Annotated in this window: 16 protein-coding genes; 7 read left to right on the plus strand and 9 right to left on the minus strand. The window is 70.9% G+C overall.

The annotated features are described in order from the left end of the window. Positions 1 to 660: 660 nt before the first annotated feature. Positions 661 to 1254: a nitroreductase family protein gene (locus ABIC29_RS12680; RefSeq protein WP_116079943.1), complete on the plus strand. Its 594-nt coding sequence runs from the start codon at positions 661 to 663 to the stop codon at positions 1252 to 1254. A gap of 84 nt (positions 1255 to 1338) precedes the next feature. Here ABIC29_RS12680 and ABIC29_RS12685 read toward each other — a convergent pair whose 3' ends face one another. Further along, a complete protein-coding gene (locus ABIC29_RS12685) occupies positions 1339 to 2739 on the minus strand; it encodes an MFS transporter (RefSeq protein WP_354245875.1) in 1401 nt (466 codons plus the stop codon). 142 nt (positions 2740 to 2881) lie between these two features. On the opposite strand from ABIC29_RS12685, the gene ABIC29_RS12690 reads away from it, so the two are divergent. Next, positions 2882 to 3388, plus strand: a complete 507-nt coding sequence (locus ABIC29_RS12690) for a MarR family winged helix-turn-helix transcriptional regulator (protein WP_116079945.1) — start codon at positions 2882 to 2884, stop codon at positions 3386 to 3388. Between the two features lie 50 nt (positions 3389 to 3438). On the opposite strand, the gene ABIC29_RS12695 is transcribed toward ABIC29_RS12690, so the two are convergent. From ABIC29_RS12695 to ABIC29_RS12705, 3 genes are all read right to left on the minus strand, one after another. Continuing rightward, positions 3439 to 4488, minus strand: a complete 1050-nt coding sequence (locus ABIC29_RS12695; protein WP_116079946.1) for a zinc-dependent alcohol dehydrogenase family protein — start codon at positions 4486 to 4488, stop codon at positions 3439 to 3441. Between the two features lie 50 nt (positions 4489 to 4538). Continuing rightward, positions 4539 to 5033: an aromatic ring-opening dioxygenase LigA gene (locus ABIC29_RS12700; RefSeq protein ID WP_116079947.1), complete on the minus strand. Its 495-nt coding sequence runs from the start codon at positions 5031 to 5033 to the stop codon at positions 4539 to 4541. A gap of 87 nt (positions 5034 to 5120) precedes the next feature. Further along, complete coding sequence (locus ABIC29_RS12705) at positions 5121 to 6734, minus strand: carboxylesterase/lipase family protein (protein WP_354245880.1); 1614 nt, start codon at positions 6732 to 6734, stop codon at positions 5121 to 5123. Between the two features lie 83 nt (positions 6735 to 6817). Between ABIC29_RS12705 and ABIC29_RS12710 the strand changes: the two genes are divergently transcribed. Further along, positions 6818 to 8080 carry an MFS transporter gene (locus ABIC29_RS12710; RefSeq protein ID WP_354245883.1) on the plus strand — a complete coding sequence of 421 codons (1263 nt, stop codon included), beginning with the start codon at positions 6818 to 6820 and terminating at the stop codon, positions 8078 to 8080. A 63-nt stretch (positions 8081 to 8143) separates the two neighbouring features. Here ABIC29_RS12710 and ABIC29_RS12715 read toward each other — a convergent pair whose 3' ends face one another. The 5 genes from ABIC29_RS12715 to ABIC29_RS12735 form a co-directional block, all read right to left on the minus strand. Then, entirely contained in the window at positions 8144 to 9349 is a 1206-nt protein-coding gene (locus tag ABIC29_RS12715) for an RNA polymerase sigma factor (RefSeq protein ID WP_199471130.1), read from the minus strand. 171 nt (positions 9350 to 9520) lie between these two features. Continuing rightward, a complete protein-coding gene (locus ABIC29_RS12720; protein WP_354245887.1) occupies positions 9521 to 9943 on the minus strand; it encodes a YciI family protein in 423 nt (140 codons plus the stop codon). Positions 9944 to 10079: 136 nt separating this feature from the next. Next, positions 10080 to 12242 carry an ATP-dependent Clp protease ATP-binding subunit gene (locus ABIC29_RS12725; protein WP_199471148.1) on the minus strand — a complete coding sequence of 721 codons (2163 nt, stop codon included), beginning with the start codon at positions 12240 to 12242 and terminating at the stop codon, positions 10080 to 10082. A gap of 120 nt (positions 12243 to 12362) precedes the next feature. Beyond that, positions 12363 to 12848 (minus strand): MarR family winged helix-turn-helix transcriptional regulator, encoded by a 486-nt coding sequence (locus ABIC29_RS12730; protein ID WP_199471152.1) that lies wholly within the window; start codon positions 12846 to 12848, stop codon positions 12363 to 12365. Continuing rightward, positions 12845 to 13366 carry a nuclear transport factor 2 family protein gene (locus ABIC29_RS12735; protein WP_158551702.1) on the minus strand — a complete coding sequence of 174 codons (522 nt, stop codon included), beginning with the start codon at positions 13364 to 13366 and terminating at the stop codon, positions 12845 to 12847. The genes ABIC29_RS12730 and ABIC29_RS12735 overlap by 4 nt, the downstream gene beginning before the upstream one ends. Before the next feature lie 143 nt (positions 13367 to 13509). Here ABIC29_RS12735 and ABIC29_RS12740 point away from each other — a divergent pair, with 143 nt between their 5' ends. The 4 genes from ABIC29_RS12740 (at position 13510) to ABIC29_RS12755 (ending at position 16519) form a co-directional block, all read left to right on the plus strand. Beyond that, positions 13510 to 14538, plus strand: coding sequence for an LLM class flavin-dependent oxidoreductase (locus ABIC29_RS12740; RefSeq protein ID WP_116079952.1), 1029 nt, complete (start codon positions 13510 to 13512; stop codon positions 14536 to 14538). A 70-nt stretch (positions 14539 to 14608) separates the two neighbouring features. After that, positions 14609 to 15028: a pyridoxamine 5'-phosphate oxidase family protein gene (locus ABIC29_RS12745; protein ID WP_116079953.1), complete on the plus strand. Its 420-nt coding sequence runs from the start codon at positions 14609 to 14611 to the stop codon at positions 15026 to 15028. 259 nt (positions 15029 to 15287) lie between these two features. Then, a complete protein-coding gene (locus tag ABIC29_RS12750) occupies positions 15288 to 15998 on the plus strand; it encodes a YceI family protein (protein WP_116079954.1) in 711 nt (236 codons plus the stop codon). 80 nt (positions 15999 to 16078) lie between these two features. Next, positions 16079 to 16519, plus strand: coding sequence for a nitroreductase family deazaflavin-dependent oxidoreductase (locus ABIC29_RS12755; RefSeq protein ID WP_354245894.1), 441 nt, complete (start codon positions 16079 to 16081; stop codon positions 16517 to 16519). Positions 16520 to 16536: the final 17 nt, after the last annotated feature.

Here is a 16536-nt window from a genome sequence, read left to right on the forward strand (position 1 = left end):
ACGCTGTTGAGTTCTCAAGAAACGGACGCACCCGAACTCCCAACCCACAACCGTGAGCCACTCATTCAGGGCAACCTGTCAACCATACCACCACACGAAACCGCATCAGAACACAAGGCCCCGAACTACGATCACACTCCCAGAAACCAGCCCGAAGACCAGCAACAAGAAGAAGGTGGAGATCCGATCCTAGACTTGAAATCACCGAGTCGCAAACGCGCCTACGAGGTTATTTGGCTAGAACCTTCACCCGACAACCAACCAGAACCCGAAGCCCTACCTGGCCGCCGCGGCGACAAGAGAAAATCTACAATCCCCCACCCACCACACACAAATCCACCCCACACCCCGGGCGTGTCGCACCCCACCCAGCACCCCGACACGCGCGGAATCATCCCGGCCACGGGGCGTCCGTCCACCACTCCCGAAGACGAGCGAGCGTCGGAGCCACCCGCCGGCGACATCCACGGCCTCACCGTCGAGCAGCTGAGCCGCGCCGCCGGCCCTCGAACGACGTCAGCGTTTCCGAATGCGTCGAATGTGTCGCCGCGCTGCGTGCATTTCAAGGGCACGCGGAATACCTCCAGCGTCCATGCGTTTGAATGCACTGGGACGAAGGCGCCCCGGCATGTGTTCCCCCACGAAGAAAGCTGGTCCGCCATGACGCTCGTCACCGATCTCACGTCCCGCAAGGCCGACACCTCGGCCGCACTCATCGACCCCCTGGTCGACCGCTGGAGTCCCCGCGCGTTCGACCCGAACGCCGTCGTCGAGCCCGAGGCGCTGCGCACGATCCTCGAGGCCGCCCGCTGGGCACCCTCCGCCAACAACTCGCAGCCGTGGCGCTTCGTCGTCGCGCACCGTGGCACCCCCGAGTTCACGACCACGCACGACGCGATGCTGGGCTTCAACCAGGCCTGGGCCGACTCGGCCGCCGTGCTCATCGTCAACGTCGCCGAGATCGCCGACGCCGAGGGCAAGACCCGCCCGTGGGCGCGGTACGACCTCGGCCAGGCCGTCGCGCACCTCACGGTGCAGGCGCAGCACGAGGGCCTGCACACCCACCAGATGGGCGGCTTCGACGCCGCGAAGCTCCACGACGCGTTCGGCCTGGCAGACAACCTCGAGGTCGTCTCGGTCACCGCGATCGGCGTGCTCGGCGACGTCGACTCGCTGCCCGACGTGCTCCGCGAGCGCGAGGTCGCCCCGCGCGAGCGCAAGACGCTCGACGAGCTGGTGCTCGCCGGCGCGTAATCGCGGCACTCAGCAGGAACGGATGCCCCGGGGTCCAACCCCGGGGCATCCTGCGTCTCCGGCCGGAACGCCCGCGTGCTCCGGCTACGTGCGGACGAGGTCGACGGGCGTCGTCGGCGGCTCCTCGCGGGTGCGCGCGGCGTTCGTCACGACATCCGGGATCTCGCTGCTCGCCGAGGCGACCGCCATCGCGCGCTTGACCCGCCATGCGGCGAACACCGCGAGCACGCTCACGGCGAGGTGCATGCCGAGGAACACGTCGGTCAGGCCCGCGCCGAGCAGCACTCCGGCCACGAGCGGGCCGGCCGCCGAGAAGGCGGTCTGCAGTGCGGCGACGGTTCCGAGCGTCTGGCCGACCATGCCCTTCGGCGCGAGCTGCGCCGTCAGCGGGTTGAGCACCGGACTGTAGATCGTCTCGCCGACGGCGAAGATGCCGTAGGTCGTGACGAACAGCGCCGTGGCGATGGCGGGCGAGAGCTGCGCCGCCGACAGGATGAGCCAGGACACGACCCAGATGCCGCCGACCCCCATGAGCAGCACGGGTGCACTGCGCTTGGCCGTGAGCTTCACGACGATCACCTGCAGCGCCACGATGACGACGCAGTTGATCGCCGCCGCGAGGCCGATCGCCGACGGGTCGACGTCGAGCACGGTGATGCCGTAGGCGGGCAGCCCGGACTCGAACTGGGCGTAGAAGCCGAGGGCGAGCGCGATCGTGACGACGGCCGTCCAGCGCATCGCGGGCTGGGCGAAGATCACGCGGAGGGCGCCGCGCGAGCGCGCCGGGCCGTCGGGGCGTCCGTCGCCGTCCAGGTCGACCACGGCGATCGCGCCGGTCGCCGCATCGACGGCCCCGAAGGCGCCCGTGCCCGCTGGGACGTCGGAGGCCGCGGCGTCGGCCACCCGGGCGGCGGGCATGGCAGCAGCGCGTGCCAGCGGCATCCGCCCGGCGAGCGCGATGATCGCCGATGACAGGACGAACCCGCCCGCGGCCATCAGGAATCCGATGTCGAGCCCGTCGGCCCGGTCGAGGTCGACCACGAGTCCGGCGAGGAAGGCGCCGGCCGCCATGCCGAGCGCCTCGCCCGTGAACTTGTAGGCGAACACCTTGCGACGGTCGTCGCTCGACGACCAGGTCAGCGCGAGCACCTGCTTCGCCGGCACTGCAGCCGAGAGGCCGAGCCCGAAGACGAGCATGCCGGCGAGGAAGAGCGCCGGAACGTCGGCGAAGACGAGCGAGGCGACGCCGGCCGCGCCGATCAGCTGGGCGAGCACCGCCACGCGCACCGGGTCGAAGCGGTCGGCGAGGCGACCCGCGAGGGGTGCCGCCACGAGCGCGCCGATCGAGAAGAGCGATGAGGCGCCCGCGGCGACGAGTGCGCCCCAGTCCCGGGTGTCGGCTGCGTAGGCGTACTGGTACGGCAGCACGGCCCCCCAGCCGAGCGAGCCGATCGAGCTCGCGAGGATGAGCAGTTTCGCGCGCATGCATGCGCTCCTCTCATGAGTCGTCGTCGGAGCGACGGATGCCGCAGATCGACGTCGGCCGCGAGGCATCCGGAGTCCTTCGAACGTGAAGTATTCGATATCGAAATATTAGCAACCGAATGATGCGTGCGAGAATTCCCGTATGGCGAACCGCACCCCGAGCGCGCAGGAGCTCCATCGCCGCGCCGTCGCGACCTATGTCAAGGCCGGCGGCGAGGAGTCGGTGCAGCGGGTGATCACCGCCGTGCAGAGCCTCACCAAGAAGCTCGACCAGTGGTACGCCAGGCAGCTCGTCGACCTCGAGGTCACCGCGGGCGAATGGGCCGTGCTCACCTCGCTCGCGAAGGCCGGCGAAGCACTCACGCCCAGCCAGCTCGCCGAGCTGACGAACGTCGCCCCCTCGTCGATGACGCACCGCATCGACAAGCTCGTCGAACGGGGGCTCGTCGAGCGCACGCCCGACCCCGAGAACCGCACCCGGATCCACGTGAGCCTGACGGATGCCGGCTGGCAGCTGTTCAGCGTCGCCATCCGCGGCTCCGACGTCGTCGAGTCCGACGTGCTGCAGGACCTTAGCGATGCCGAGCGCGGCGAGCTCGCACGACTGCTCGAGGTCGTCATCGCGCGGCTCGACGACGTGGAGGCGTAGCCGGGGCTGGTCTCGGTACGGCGCGGGCGCCTACTCGACCGGCATGGTCGCTACGGCTGCAGCATCACCTTGATGGCGCGGCGCTCGTCCATGGCCGCGTAGGCCTCGGCCGCCTCCGCGAGGGGGAGCTTCAGGTCGAAGACCCGCCCGGGCTCGATCGCGCCGGAGAGCACGTCGGGCAGCAGCTCCTCGATGTACCCGCGCACGGGTGCGACGCCGCCGTTGACCCCGACGTTGCGGTTGAACAGGGGGCGCACCGGCAGCTCGGGCCCGCCGTTCGGCACGCCGACGTAGCCGACCATGCCGCCGGGGCGGGCCGATCGGATCGCCTGGTCCATCGACTCCTTGGTGCCGACGCACTCGAGCACGCGGTCGGCGCCGATGCCGCCGGTGAGCTCCTTGACGGCCGCGACCCCCTCGTCGCCGCGCTCGGCCACGAGGTGGGTGGCACCGAACGCCGTCGCGAGCTCCTGCCGGGCGGCGTGGCGGGACATCGCGATGATCGTCGTGGCGCCGAGGCGCTTCGCGGCGATGATCGCGCAGAGGCCGACCGCGCCGTCGCCGACCACGACCACGGATTCGCCGGGCTGCACCCCGGCCGAGACGGCCGCGTGGTGGCCCGTGCCCATCACGTCGCTGAGGGTGAGGAGCCCGGGCACCATGTCGGCGGTGACCTCTTCACGAACGGGGACGAGGGTGCCGTCGGCGATCGGCACGCGCACGCGCTCGCCCTGGCCGCCGTCGGCGAAGCCGCCGACGCGATCGTCACTTCCCCACCAACCGCCGTTCCTGCACGAGGTGCTGACGCCGTTGCGGCAGTTCACGCACGTGTTGTCGCACACGTAGAACGGTGCGATCACGAAGTCGCCCACGTCGACGAGGCTCACGTCGTCGCCGACGGCCTCGACCACGCCCACGAACTCGTGGCCGATGCGGTGCGGCTCCTCGGTCGGCGTGACCCCGCGGTACGGCCACAGGTCGGACCCGCAGACGCACGCGGCCACGACGCGCACGATCGCGTCGCCGCCGGTCGACAGCACCGGGTCGGGCACGGTCTCGACGCGGATGTCGCGGGCGGCGTGGATGACGGTGGCAAGCATGCGATCGAGCCTACGCCCGGCCGCCACCCACGCGAAGGATGGGCTCCGGGTCAGGCGGTCGTGCGCCGGACCGCCGGTTGCGCCTTGCCGAGCGCCGGGACGAGAATGCGGATCGCCCACCCGAACAGGATGAAGATCACCCCGACGCCCGCGGCGAACAACGCGACGCCGAACGACACCACCGAGGTGAACAGCGACGCCCGCAGGAACGACGCGTCCATGACGGTCGCGCGCACCGGGTCGTCCATGTCCATCTCGGCGTAGGTCTTGCCGTCGGCCATCTCGAGGGCGTGCGTGTTGATGACGCTCGCCTGCACGTACGCGTCGATCGGGCCATCGACCTGCTGGCCCGCGAGGATGGGCGCATCGTCGGAGATGGTGATGTTCTCCGCCCGCAACTGGGCCGAGACCGCCATCCACGCGATCACCGCGACGATGATCAGCAACGCCCCGCCGATGATGCCCGCGAGGCCGATCAACCGCAGTCCGCGATCCTGGCCCCTCGTCAGCACGACCGCCCCAGCTTCAACCACTGAATCCGACATGACGTCCCCCCGCCTTCGTTGCCCCCAGCGTAGTGATGCGCGAGAGCGGGCGACAAGAGCCCCGCCGCACGCATCGGGACGACTGCGTCACACATGCGGCACGAACTCCTGCCACGCGAGTCGCTTCTCGCGGCGCGGGTCGGCCTCGACGCGGTCGGCGGCGTCGAAGACGAGGGTGCGCCGCATCCGCTCGTCGTATCGCGGCCAGCCGTCGAGCGGCGCGCCGGATGCCGCGAACGCCGCCCAGTGCGACTGCATCCGCCGCCCGGTCGAGCGGAACATGCGCCGCCCGCCGAGCAACGTGAGCGCGGCGCCGACGGGCGTGTCGAACTTCTCGAAGAGCGCGAAGAGCTCGAGGCCGTGGGTCGCATCGAGCCCGAGCAGCCTGGCCGTGCGCGGAGCCGCGTCGAAGCGGTAGAACCAGGTCGGCGCGGACCGGGAGTGCCGCTCGCCGGCCTTCACGCTCGGGAACCAGAACGTGAAGTCACCGGCGAAGTCGGCGGCCGGCCGCCGCTCCGGGAGGTCGGGATACTGCCGCTTGATCGCCTTGCGCGACTTCTTGCGCGTGTTCGCGAAGATCGCCCGAATGCGCGGCTTCGTCGTCGGCAGGATGTCGATGCGCCCCTCGAACAGCGACCCCTCGCGGTCGTTCGTGCCGATGATCAGCGGCACCCGGTGCGCCGTGCCGTCCCGGAACGCGTCGAGCGGGCGCACGGGCAGGACGTCCCCGTCGATGACCGGCGCGAGGCTGATCGTGCCGGGGTTCTCGTCGGGCGTGCGCACGGTCAACTCGGTCGTCGCCCTCGCCAGCACCGACGGATCGGCCGCACGGAGCATCGCCGCCGCATCCTCGACCCCCTCGCTCTCGAGGTCGTCGTCGTCGACGAGCCGGCTGAGGATCGACACGTACTCGCCCGCCCACGTCGCGGCCATCTCGGGCAGGTACACGGCGTTCGCCGGGGAGCTCTGCGCGATCGCCCGCGCGAACAGGCCCTCGGCGCTCGGCACCGCCATGAGCGTCGTGACCGAGTTCGCGCCGGCCGACTCCCCGAAGAGCGTCACGCGGTCTGGGTCGCCGCCGAACGCCGCGATGTTGCGCCGCACCCACTCGAGCGCGGCGACCTGGTCGCGCAGGCCGACGTTCGCGTCGAACGGATGCCGCGGTCCGGCGTACGCGCGGAAGTCCAGCCAGCCGAGTGCTCCGAGCCGGTAGTTCAGGCTCACGTAGAGCACGCCGTGCCGGCGAACGAGCCGCTCTCCCTGCCTCGGATACTCCCGCGAGGAGCCCACGCTGTACGCGCCGCCGTGCACGAACACCATGACGGGAAGGCCGCCGCCGGCCACCGCACGAGCGGGCCGGGCGGCGTGCGTGGCGCCCGGGGCATCCGCTCGATCGCCGGGCCGGTCGGGGGCGATGACGTTGAGGCTCAGGCAGTCCTCGCTGCGGGGGAGGTGCGACGCGGCGCCGATGAACTGGCCGTGGCGGTTCTGCGGTGCGACCGGGCCGAAGCGGGATGCATCGCGCACGCCGCCCCACCCTTCGGCGGGCGCGGGCGCGAGGAACCGTCGCGGTCCGACCGGCGGCGCCGCGTAGGGGATGCCGCGCCAGGCCCGGACGCCGCGCTCGCGCACCCCGCGCACGGCGCCGAGATCGGTCTCGACGACCAGGTCGTCGACGCGGACGCCACCCCCCACGAGCATGCGGGGAGCCTACCCGCCGACGGTGAACGCTGCGCCTCCGGAGCACGAACACGGATGTCGGCGGCATGCGACAGGATGCTCTGGTGAACGGAATCCGCGGCTTCTGGCGCGCCCTGCCCACCGAGGGCCGGTGGCTGCTCTCGACCGTCGCGATCCAGACGCTCGGGCGCGGCCTGACGCTGCCGTTCACGATCATCTACCTGCACGAGGTGCGCGGGTTCGACCTCGGACTCGCCGGCACGCTCATGGGGCTCATCGCGGTCGTCGGGCTCATCGTCACCGGGCCGGGCGGCAGCCTCATCGACCGCTACGGCGCCCGCACGATCCTCATCATCGGGCTCGGCGCGATGATCGTCGGCTGCACGCTGCTCGCGTTCGCGACGGATCCAACGGTCGCCGCCGTCGGGCTCGTGCTCATCGGCGTGAACTTCGGCGTCTCGTGGCCCGGGTTCAACGCGCTCATCGCGAGAGTCGTCAGCGGCGACCTGCGACAGCAGTACTTCGGCGTGAACTTCGCGCTCGTGAACCTCGGCATCGGCATCGGCGGGGTCATCGGCGGCTTCTACGTGAACGTCGAGACGCCAGAGACGTTCACCGTGATCTTCCTCGTCGACGCCGCGAGCTGCCTCATCCCCATGGCGCTGCTGCTCGGGCCGCTCCGCCACGTGCGCACCCAGTCCGAGCCCTCGGCGGATGCCCCCACCACCGGCGGCTACCGGCAGATCCTCCGTCGGCCCGCCGTGATCTGGGTGACCCTGCTCACGTTCGTCGCGATGTTCGTCGGATACGGGCAGATGGAGGCGGGCTTCCCCGCATTCGCCCGCCAGGTCGCCGAGGTCTCGACCCGCACGGTCGGGTTCGCGTTCGCCGTCAACACGCTCGTCATCGTGCTCTTCCAGTTCGCCGTGCTGCGGTGGATCTCCGGCAAGCGGCGCACGCGCGTCATGTGGATCATGGCGCTCGTGTGGGCCGCGGCCTGGCTGCTGCTCGGCGCCACCGGGCTCGTGCCCGACACGATCGCCGCCGCCATCGGCGTCATCGCGTTCATGGGCGTCTTCGCGTTCGGCGAGACGCTGCTGCAGCCCACCGTGCCCGCGGTCTACAACGACCTCGCCTCCGACCACAACCGCGGTCGCTACAACGCGATCAACTCGGCGGCGTTCCAGGGCGGCGCGATCGCCGGGCCCGTCGCGGCCGGCATCCTGCTCGACCACGACCTGTCTGGCGTGTTCATCGGCCTCATGGTGGTCTGCTGCCTCGGCATCGGCGTCATGGCGGTCGCGCTCGAGCGCCGCATCCCGGCGAGCGCCAACGGCATCGTCGAGCCGCAGCCGGCGGCCGACTGACGGCGGGGCCGGCGGCGGCTCCGGTCTGCGGCTCCGGTCTGCGGCGCGCTCGGACTCAGGCGCTCAGAGCTTCGCGGCCTTCGCAAGCAGGCTGTCGCGCTCGCGCTCGTTGCCCGTCATGCGGGCGGCCCGCTCGAGTTCGACCCGCGCCTCGTCGACGCGCCCGAGGCGGGCGAGCAGCTCTCCGCGCACGGCCGGCAGCCCGGAGTAGCCGGCGAGGCGGCCCGCGGCCGCGAGCTCGTCGACGAGGAGCAGCGCCGACGCGGGCCCGGTCGACATCGCGACCGCCACCGCCCGATTGAGATCGACCACGGGCGAGGGCGCGATGCGTCCGAGCGCCTCGTAGAGCACGACGATGTGCGCCCAGTCGGTCGCGTCGACCGACGGTGCGATCGCGTGCTGCCCGGCGATCGCGGCCTGGAGCCCGTAGGTTCCGCGACCCCGGCCGAGGCGGTCGGCCGTGGCGAGCGCGTCGCGCCCGCGGCCGATCTGGGCCCGGTCCCAACGGGTGCGGTCCTGCTCGTCGAGCGGGATCGCCGATCCGTCGGGCGCCGTGCGGGCCGGGAACCGCGCCGCCGTGAACTCCATGAGCGCGACGAGCGACCACGCCTCGGGCTCGCGCGGCATGAGTCCCGCGACCACCCTGGCCATGCGCAGGGCCTCGTTCGAGACATCCGCCCGCACCCATTCGGCACCCGACGCGGGCAGGTACCCCTCGTTGAACACGAGGTAGAGCACGTGCAGCACCGACGCGAGCCTGGCCGGGTACTCGTTCGGCTCCGGTACCTCGAACGGCACGTTCGCGGCCGCGAGGGTCTTCTTCGCCCGCACGATGCGCTGCTGGATCGTCGCGGTCGGCACGAGGAACGCGCGCGCGATCTCCTCGCTCGACAGGCCGCCGACGATGCGCAGCGTGAGCGCGATCTGCGCCTCGCGCGACAGCACCGGGTGGCACGACACGAAGATCAGCCGCAGCATGTCGTCGTCGATCGTGTCGGGGTCCCAGAAGACGTCGGATGCCGCGCCGCCCCGCTCCTCGAGGTCGCGCGCCATGGCCGCGTACCGCTCGTCGAGCCGCTCGCGGCGCCGCCACCCGTCGATCGCGCGACGCTTAGCGACGGTGGTGAGCCAGGCGCCCGGATTGCCGGGTACGCCGTCGACCGGCCACTGCCGGAGAGCCTCGACGATGGCCTCCTGCGCGAGGTCCTCGGCCTGTCCGACGTCGCCGACGAACCGGGTCAGGGTCGCGACGATCCGTGCGGACTCCATGTGCCAGACGGCCGCGACCGCGCGACGGGCGCGAACGTCGGCGTCTCGCGCCGAGCCGGTCGCGTCCGTCGCGTCGGCCGCGCCCGTCGCGTCTGATGCGTCTGATGCGTTGGCAGCATGCGGAAGGCCTGCGGCTGCGGGTGAGCCCGCGGCATCCGTCGAGCCCATGGCTCAGCCGGCCCGGTTCTCGAACTCCTCGCGCCAGCCGGCCTCCTTCTGGATCCACTCGTTGTCCTGCGGGAAGTCCTCGAGTTCGTTCACGCGACGCACCTCGAGCTTCGAGCCCGGGCCCAGCGGGCAGCGCTTCGCCCACTCGGCGGCCTCTTCGGGGCTCGAGGCCTGGATGATCCAGAACCCGTTGAACAGCTCCTTCGTCTCGCCGTAGGGGCCGTCGGTGACGACCGGGGGCGTGGTCTCGAAGTCGACGACGAAGCCCTCCTTCGCATCGGAGAGCCCCTCGCCCGCGAGCAGCACGCCGGCCTTGATGAGCGACTCGTTGTAGGCGCCCATCGCGGCGATGACCTCGGCGAAGTCGAGGCTCTCGTAGGCCTCGACGGCCGCGTCGTTCGAGCGCATGATCAGCATGTACTTCATGGTGTTCTCCTCGTTCGGGTGCTTCATCGAGGGGGCCGAAGTGCCCGCCTCACTCAGGCGTCGAACGAGCGGATGCCGGATCGACACGTGGTCGAGAATTTCTCCGGCGATCCGCTCGGTCCGACCTTCGCGGCAGCTACCGCTCGGCCCGCTGCACCGTCAGTGCCTCGCCCGAGGGGTCGAGCGCCACGACGACGGCATCGCCGTCTCTGATGCCGCCCGCGAGCAGAGCCCTGGCGAGCCGGTCGTCGATCTCGCGCTGCATGAGGCGGCGCAGCGGCCGCGCGCCGTAGAGCGGGTCGTAGCCGCGCTCGGCGAGCCAGGCCCTGGCGTCGGGCGTCACGGCGAGCTCGAGGCGCCGCTCGTGCAGCCGCGCCGACAGGCGATCGACGTAGAGGTTCACGATCTCGGCGAGCTCCTCCTGGGTGAGGGCGGAGAACACGACGAGGTCGTCGAGCCGGTTGACGAACTCGGGCTTGAACGACTGCCGCACGGCCTGCATGACCGCCTCCTCCTTCTGCGCCCAGGAGAGGGTGGGGTCGACGAGGTACTGCGACCCGAGGTTGGAGGTGAGGATCATGATGACGTTGCGGAAGTCGACCGTGCGGCCCTGGCCGTCGGTCAGGCGCCCGTCGTCGAGCACCTGCAGCAGCACGTCGAAGACCTCGGGATGCGCCTTCTCGACCTCGTCGAAGAGCACGACGGAGTACGGACGGCGTCGGACGGCCTCGGTCAGCTGCCCGCCCTGGTCGTAGCCGACGTAGCCCGGGGGTGCACCGACGAGTCGCGAGACCGAGAACTTCTCGCCGTACTCCGACATGTCGATGCGCACCATGGCGCGCTCGTCATCGAAGAGGAACTCGGCGAGCGCCCTGGCGAGCTCGGTCTTGCCGACGCCGGTGGGGCCGAGGAAGAGGAACGACCCGGTCGGGCGGTTCGGGTCGCTGATGCCCGCGCGCGTGCGACGCACGGCATCGGCGACGGCCGCGACGGCGCGCTTCTGGCCGATGAGCCGCTTGCCGAGTTCGGCCTCGAGGTGCAGCAGCTTCTCGGTCTCGCCCTGCAGCAGTCGCCCGACCGGAATGCCGGTCCACGCGGCGATCACGGCGGCGATGTCCTCATCGGTGACCTGCTCGTTGACCATGCGCGGCTCGTCGGTCGCGACCGACTCTGCCCGCTCGGCCTCGACGAGGTCGCGCTGCAGGCGTGCGATCGTCTCGTACTCCAGGCGCGACGCGGTTGCGTAGTCGGCCTCGCGCATGGCGCGGTCGCGGGCGGTCACGGCCTCGTCGAGCTGCTTCTTCAGGTCGCCGACGCGGTTCAGCGACATCCGCTCGCGGGTCCACCGCGCCTCGAGGTCGGCGAGCTCGCGCTCCTTGCCGACGAGCGTCTCGCGCAGCTTCGCGAGCCGCTCCTTCGACGCGTCGTCCTTCTCCTTCTTGAGGGCGAGCTCCTCGATCTTCATGCGGTCGACCTCGCGCTTGAGCTGGTCGATCTCGATCGGGCTCGAGTCGATCTCCATCTTGAGGCGCGACATGGCCTCGTCGATGAGGTCGATCGCCTTGTCGGGCAGCTGGCGCGACGTGATGTAGCGATTGCTGAGGGATGCCGCGGCGACGAGCGCGGCATCCGTGATCGTCACCCCGTGGTGGGCCTCGTACCGGCCCTTGAGTCCGCGGAGGATCGCGACCGTGTCCTCGACGGACGGCTCGCCGACGTACACCTGCTGGAAGCGGCGTTCGAGCGCGGCATCCTTCTCGATGTACTCGCGGTACTCGTCGAGCGTCGTGGCGCCGATGAGACGGAGCTCGCCACGCGCGAGCATGGGCTTCAGCATGTTCGACGCCGCGACGGAGCCCTCGCCGCCGCCCGCGCCCATGAGCAGGTGCAGTTCGTCGACGAACGTGATGACCTCGCCGTCGGACTCGTCGATCTCCTTCAGCACGGCCTTGAGCCGCTCCTCGAACTGCCCGCGGTACATGGCGCCCGCGACGAGCGCGGAGATGTCGAGCGAGATGAGCTGCTTGCCCTTGAGCGACTCGGCCACGTCGCCGGCGACGATGCGCTGGGCGAGGCCCTCGACCACGGCGGTCTTGCCGACGCCGGGCTCGCCGATGAGCACCGGGTTGTTCTTGGTGCGACGCGTGAGCACCTGGCTGACGCGTCGGATCTCGGCGTCACGGCCGATGACCGGGTCGAGCTTGCCCGCCTTCGCGATCTCGGTGAGGTTGACGCCGTACTGCTCGAGTGCGGACTTCTGCTCCTCCTGCGAGTTCGGTGCGCCTTGCATGTTCGCCACTCATGACTCCCTTCGTTCCAAACTTGAGTGTACTTGACTCAACTTTGCGAAGCGGGGTGATATTCCGGCTCGTGCCTGAACCCCGGGTTTCACCGTAGACGGATGCCGCGGCGGCCGCCATCACTTCGCGGACGAGGGGATCGAGTCGCCGAGCAGGACGATCAGCAGCCGGCGGAGCTCGGCCTGCTCGCCGTCGTCGAGCCGGGCGAGCAGCACGTGCTGCGCCTCGTCGACGGCGGCGTCGAGCTCGGCGAGGCGATTCCGGCCGGCGGCTGAGATCGAGACGCTGTTGCGCCGTCGATCGCGCTCATCGGGGGAGCGGGCGATGAGGTCGGATGCCTCGAGGTCACCGAGCACCGCGTGCAGGTCGCTGCGATCGATGCCGAGACGGCGGCCGAGCTCGGCCTGGCTCACCGACCCGCCCTCGGCCAGGGCGTGGAGCACCGAGAAGTGATGCCTGCGCATGCCGTGCACCCCGAGCGCGTCACCCACGGCGCCGGCGCCCAGTACCGCCGCCCGGCTGAGCAGCCAGCTCGGCAGCTCCGCGAGACGACGAGGCGGCATCGACTGCACGCCCATGCCGTCGGCGGGAGTCGCCGGGCTCATGCGGAGGCCTCGGCGGTCGGGGCAGTCGCGGCGGATGCGTCGGTTGCGGAGGTCGGCGCGGTTGCGGAGGTCGGCGCGGAGGTACGCCAGGTCGGCGCGACCCGGAGCTCGGCGATGCGCCACCCGGAGGCCGTCTCGCGCACGCCGAATCGGTAGACCGCGCCGATCGCCTGCACGGGAACGCCGTCGGCGTGGGCGAAGTGGGCGGTGAGGTTGGCCCGGACCTCGGCCGTCCGGGCTCCCCGGGCGGACTCGCCCTCGTCGATGAGCACGTTCGTCATGACGTGATGCAGGCGCTCGAAGCCGATGTGGTTGCGCGTCGCCTGGGCGACCACGGCCTCACGGCCCTCGGCGGTTCCGCCGGGAGTCGTCGCGGTCGCGTCATCGGTGAAGAGCTCGCGCAGCACGTCGAAGCGATGCTCGTCGAGCGCGGCGCCGAGGCGCGAGACCATCTCGGTCAGCTGCATCCGGTCGTCGAGCGTGATGGGGGCGGTCGCCCCGCCGGTTGCCGTGCTCATGTGTCTCCCCTCCACGACCATTCGTTGGTCACCCCAACGTTGGTGTTCCCAACATAGAACCCAGTGCCGCTGGGCACAAGGGGCCCGACACGAGACATCCATGCGGAGGAATAGGAAGGGGAGCCGAGAGGTTGCCGCTTCACGTGGAACGCTTCGGAACCCTCTCCTTCGGTCACTACGGACACCTCGGCGGCGGACGGGAGCTCTCGGCGGCCGACTCGCTGCTGCAGGCCATCGACCTCGCGCAGGGCATGGACGAGCTCGGCGTCGACGGCGCCTACTTCCGCGTGCACCACTTCGCCCGCCAGCAGGCCTCGCCGATGCCGCTGCTCGCCGCGATCGCCGCCCGCACCCAGCACATCGAGGTCGGCACCGGCGTCATCGACATGCGCTACGAGAACCCGCTGCACCTCGCCGAGGAGGCGGCCGCGGTCGACCTCATCTCGGGCGGACGGCTGGCACTCGGCGTGAGCCGCGGATCACCCGAATCGGTCGTTCGCGGCTACGAGGCCTTCGGCTACACCGGCTCCGAGGATCCCCGCGGCGCCGACCTCGCGCGCGAGCACTTCGCCCGGTTCCTGCGGGCGATCGAGGGCGAGGGCCTGGCCGAACGCGACCCCGCCTCGCCGTTCGGGGGCGGACACGGGATGCAGCGCATCGAGCCGTACTCGCCCGGCCTTCGCTCGCGCATCTGGTGGGGCGCCGGCAACCGCGACTCGGCGGAGTGGGCGGGCCGCGCCGGCGTGAACCTCATGTCGTCGACGCTCCTCACCGAGGACCGCGGCATCCCGTTCGACGAGTTGCAGGCGCAGCAGATCCACGCGTTCCGCGAAGCGTGGCGCGAGGCGGGACACCCCGGCGAGCCGCGCACCTCGGTGAGCCGCTCCATCTTCCCCATCACGACGGCTGAAGACGAGCTGTACTTCGGCGGCCGGCAGGACGGCGACGGGGTCGGCATGATCGACGGCATCCGCTCGACGTTCGGCAAGACGTACGCGGGCACGCCCGACAGGCTCGTGGAGCAGTTGCAGCGCGACGCGGCGATCCGCGAGGCCGATACGCTCATGCTCACGATCCCGAGCCAGCTCGGCGTCGAGTTCAACCTGCGGCTGATCACGGCGTTCGCGAAGCACGTCGCACCGAGCCTCGGCTGGGAGCCGACGCACAGCTGACGGCCAGGGGCCGCGACGAATTCAGCACGCCCCTCTCGCGATCCTGCCGCGACAGGAGCACACTCGAAGCATGGCCGACGAACCCGACGAACGCCCTCCGACCCGTCACCTGACGGACGCGGAGTGCTGGCAGCGCATCACCGACGCCCCGTACGGCCGCATCGCCGCGGCTGCCGGCGGCGATGTCGACGTGTTCCCGGTGAACCACGTCGTCGCAGACGATCGCACGATCGTGTTCCGCACTTCTCCGGGCACGAAGCTGCTCGAGCTCACCATCCATCATCGCGTCGCCTTCGAGGTCGACGGCGCCGACGACCACGAGGCGTTCAGCGTCGTCGTGAAGGGCGACGCCGTCGAGTTCGATCGCCAGTCCGAGATCGCCGAGGCCGAGCGGCTCGGCGTCGAGCCCTGGGCTCCTGAGACGAAGGACCGGTGGGTGCGCATCACGCCCACCGAGGTGCACGGCCGGCAGTTCGAGCGCCGCCGCTAGAGCAGGCCGTTCCGCGAGCCTCGAGAAGGCACGGGCGCGAGGGGCGCGAGCGTTCCCCCCAAGGTTGCGCCCGTCGCCCGCTCGTGGCGCCAATCTGCGGCATCCGTCGTCGTCCTGGAACCCTTCGACCACGCCGCCATTACCGCATGCGCCCGCCCAGCGGAACCGGCGTCGGCATCTCATGGCGAATTCAATGCGTTCTCATACGAACGTCCGCCATGCTCGAGATCCGACCACGACGAACCCCCGGGGGCCCGCCATGCAGAAGCGCACGAAGATCATCACCGCCTCGATCGTCGCCGGGGTGCTCGTCCTCGGCGCGACCGCCGCGATCGCGGGCCCGATCATCTACCGCGACGTCATCGTGGGAGAGGCGGCCGCGGCCCCGACGGTCACGGTCACCCCGAACCCCGACGCGGGTTCGGGCGACGGCACGGACGCGGCATCCGACCTCACCGGCGACTGGACCGTCACGAGCGGATCGTTCGCGGGCTACCGCGTCGACGAGGTGCTGAACGGCACGGATGTCACGGTCGTCGGCCGCACCGAGCAGGTCACCGGCACGCTCGCCGTCGACGGCACGACCCTCGACTCGGCCGAGATCACCGTCGACGTCGCCTCGATCGCGACCGACAGCTCGAACCGCGACGACTACTTCCGCCAGAACGCGGTGCGCGTCGACGAGAACCCCACCGCGACCTTCGTGCTCACCGACGCCGTCGTGAGCGACGAGGCGCCGGCCGTCGGCGAGGTGCAGACGATCCAGGCGACGGGCGACCTCACGTTGGCGGGCGTCACCCGCACGGTGACCGTCGACCTCGAGGCCGTGCTGAACGGCGAGACCGGCCAGGTCGCCGGGAGCATCCCGATCACGTTCGCCGACTTCGGCGTCGAGGCGCCGAACCTGGGCTTCGTCTCGGTCGAGCCCGACGGGTTCGTCGAGTTCTCGCTCGAGCTCGCCCGCGCCTGAGGCCAGCGGGCGTCGGGCGTCGGGCGTCGGGCCTTCGGCCGCGCAGGGCGTAGCCTCGATCGGGAGACGAAGGAGAACGGATGCCGCTGCAAGGCGAATACGAACCGAGCACGTCGGGCTGGGCCCGCAAGCAGGCCGAGGCCTTCGAGGCCAGCGGCGGCGCGGAGGCGAACCTCCTGCGCGGGCGCCCCGTCATCGTGCTCACGAGCGTCGGTGCGAAGAGCGGCAAGCTCCGCAAGACGGCGCTCATGCGCGTCGAGCACGACGGCGAGTACGCCGTGGTCGCGTCGCTCGGCGGCGCCCCGAAGCATCCGGTCTGGTACTGGAACCTGCTCGCGCACCCGCATGTCGAACTGCAGGACGGCGCCGAGAAGCACGACTACGTCGCGCGCCAGCTCGACGGCGACGAGCGGGAGGCCTGGTGGGCGCGCGCGGTCGAGGCGTGGCCCGACTACGCGAACTACCAGGAGAAGACCGACCGGGTGATCCCGGTGTTCCTGCTGCAGCGCGTCGTCCTCTGATCCTCGCGAGGGAACGC

The organism is Agromyces sp. PvR057 (genome assembly GCF_040547485.1).
In the GTDB taxonomy this organism is placed as follows: domain Bacteria; phylum Actinomycetota; class Actinomycetes; order Actinomycetales; family Microbacteriaceae; genus Agromyces.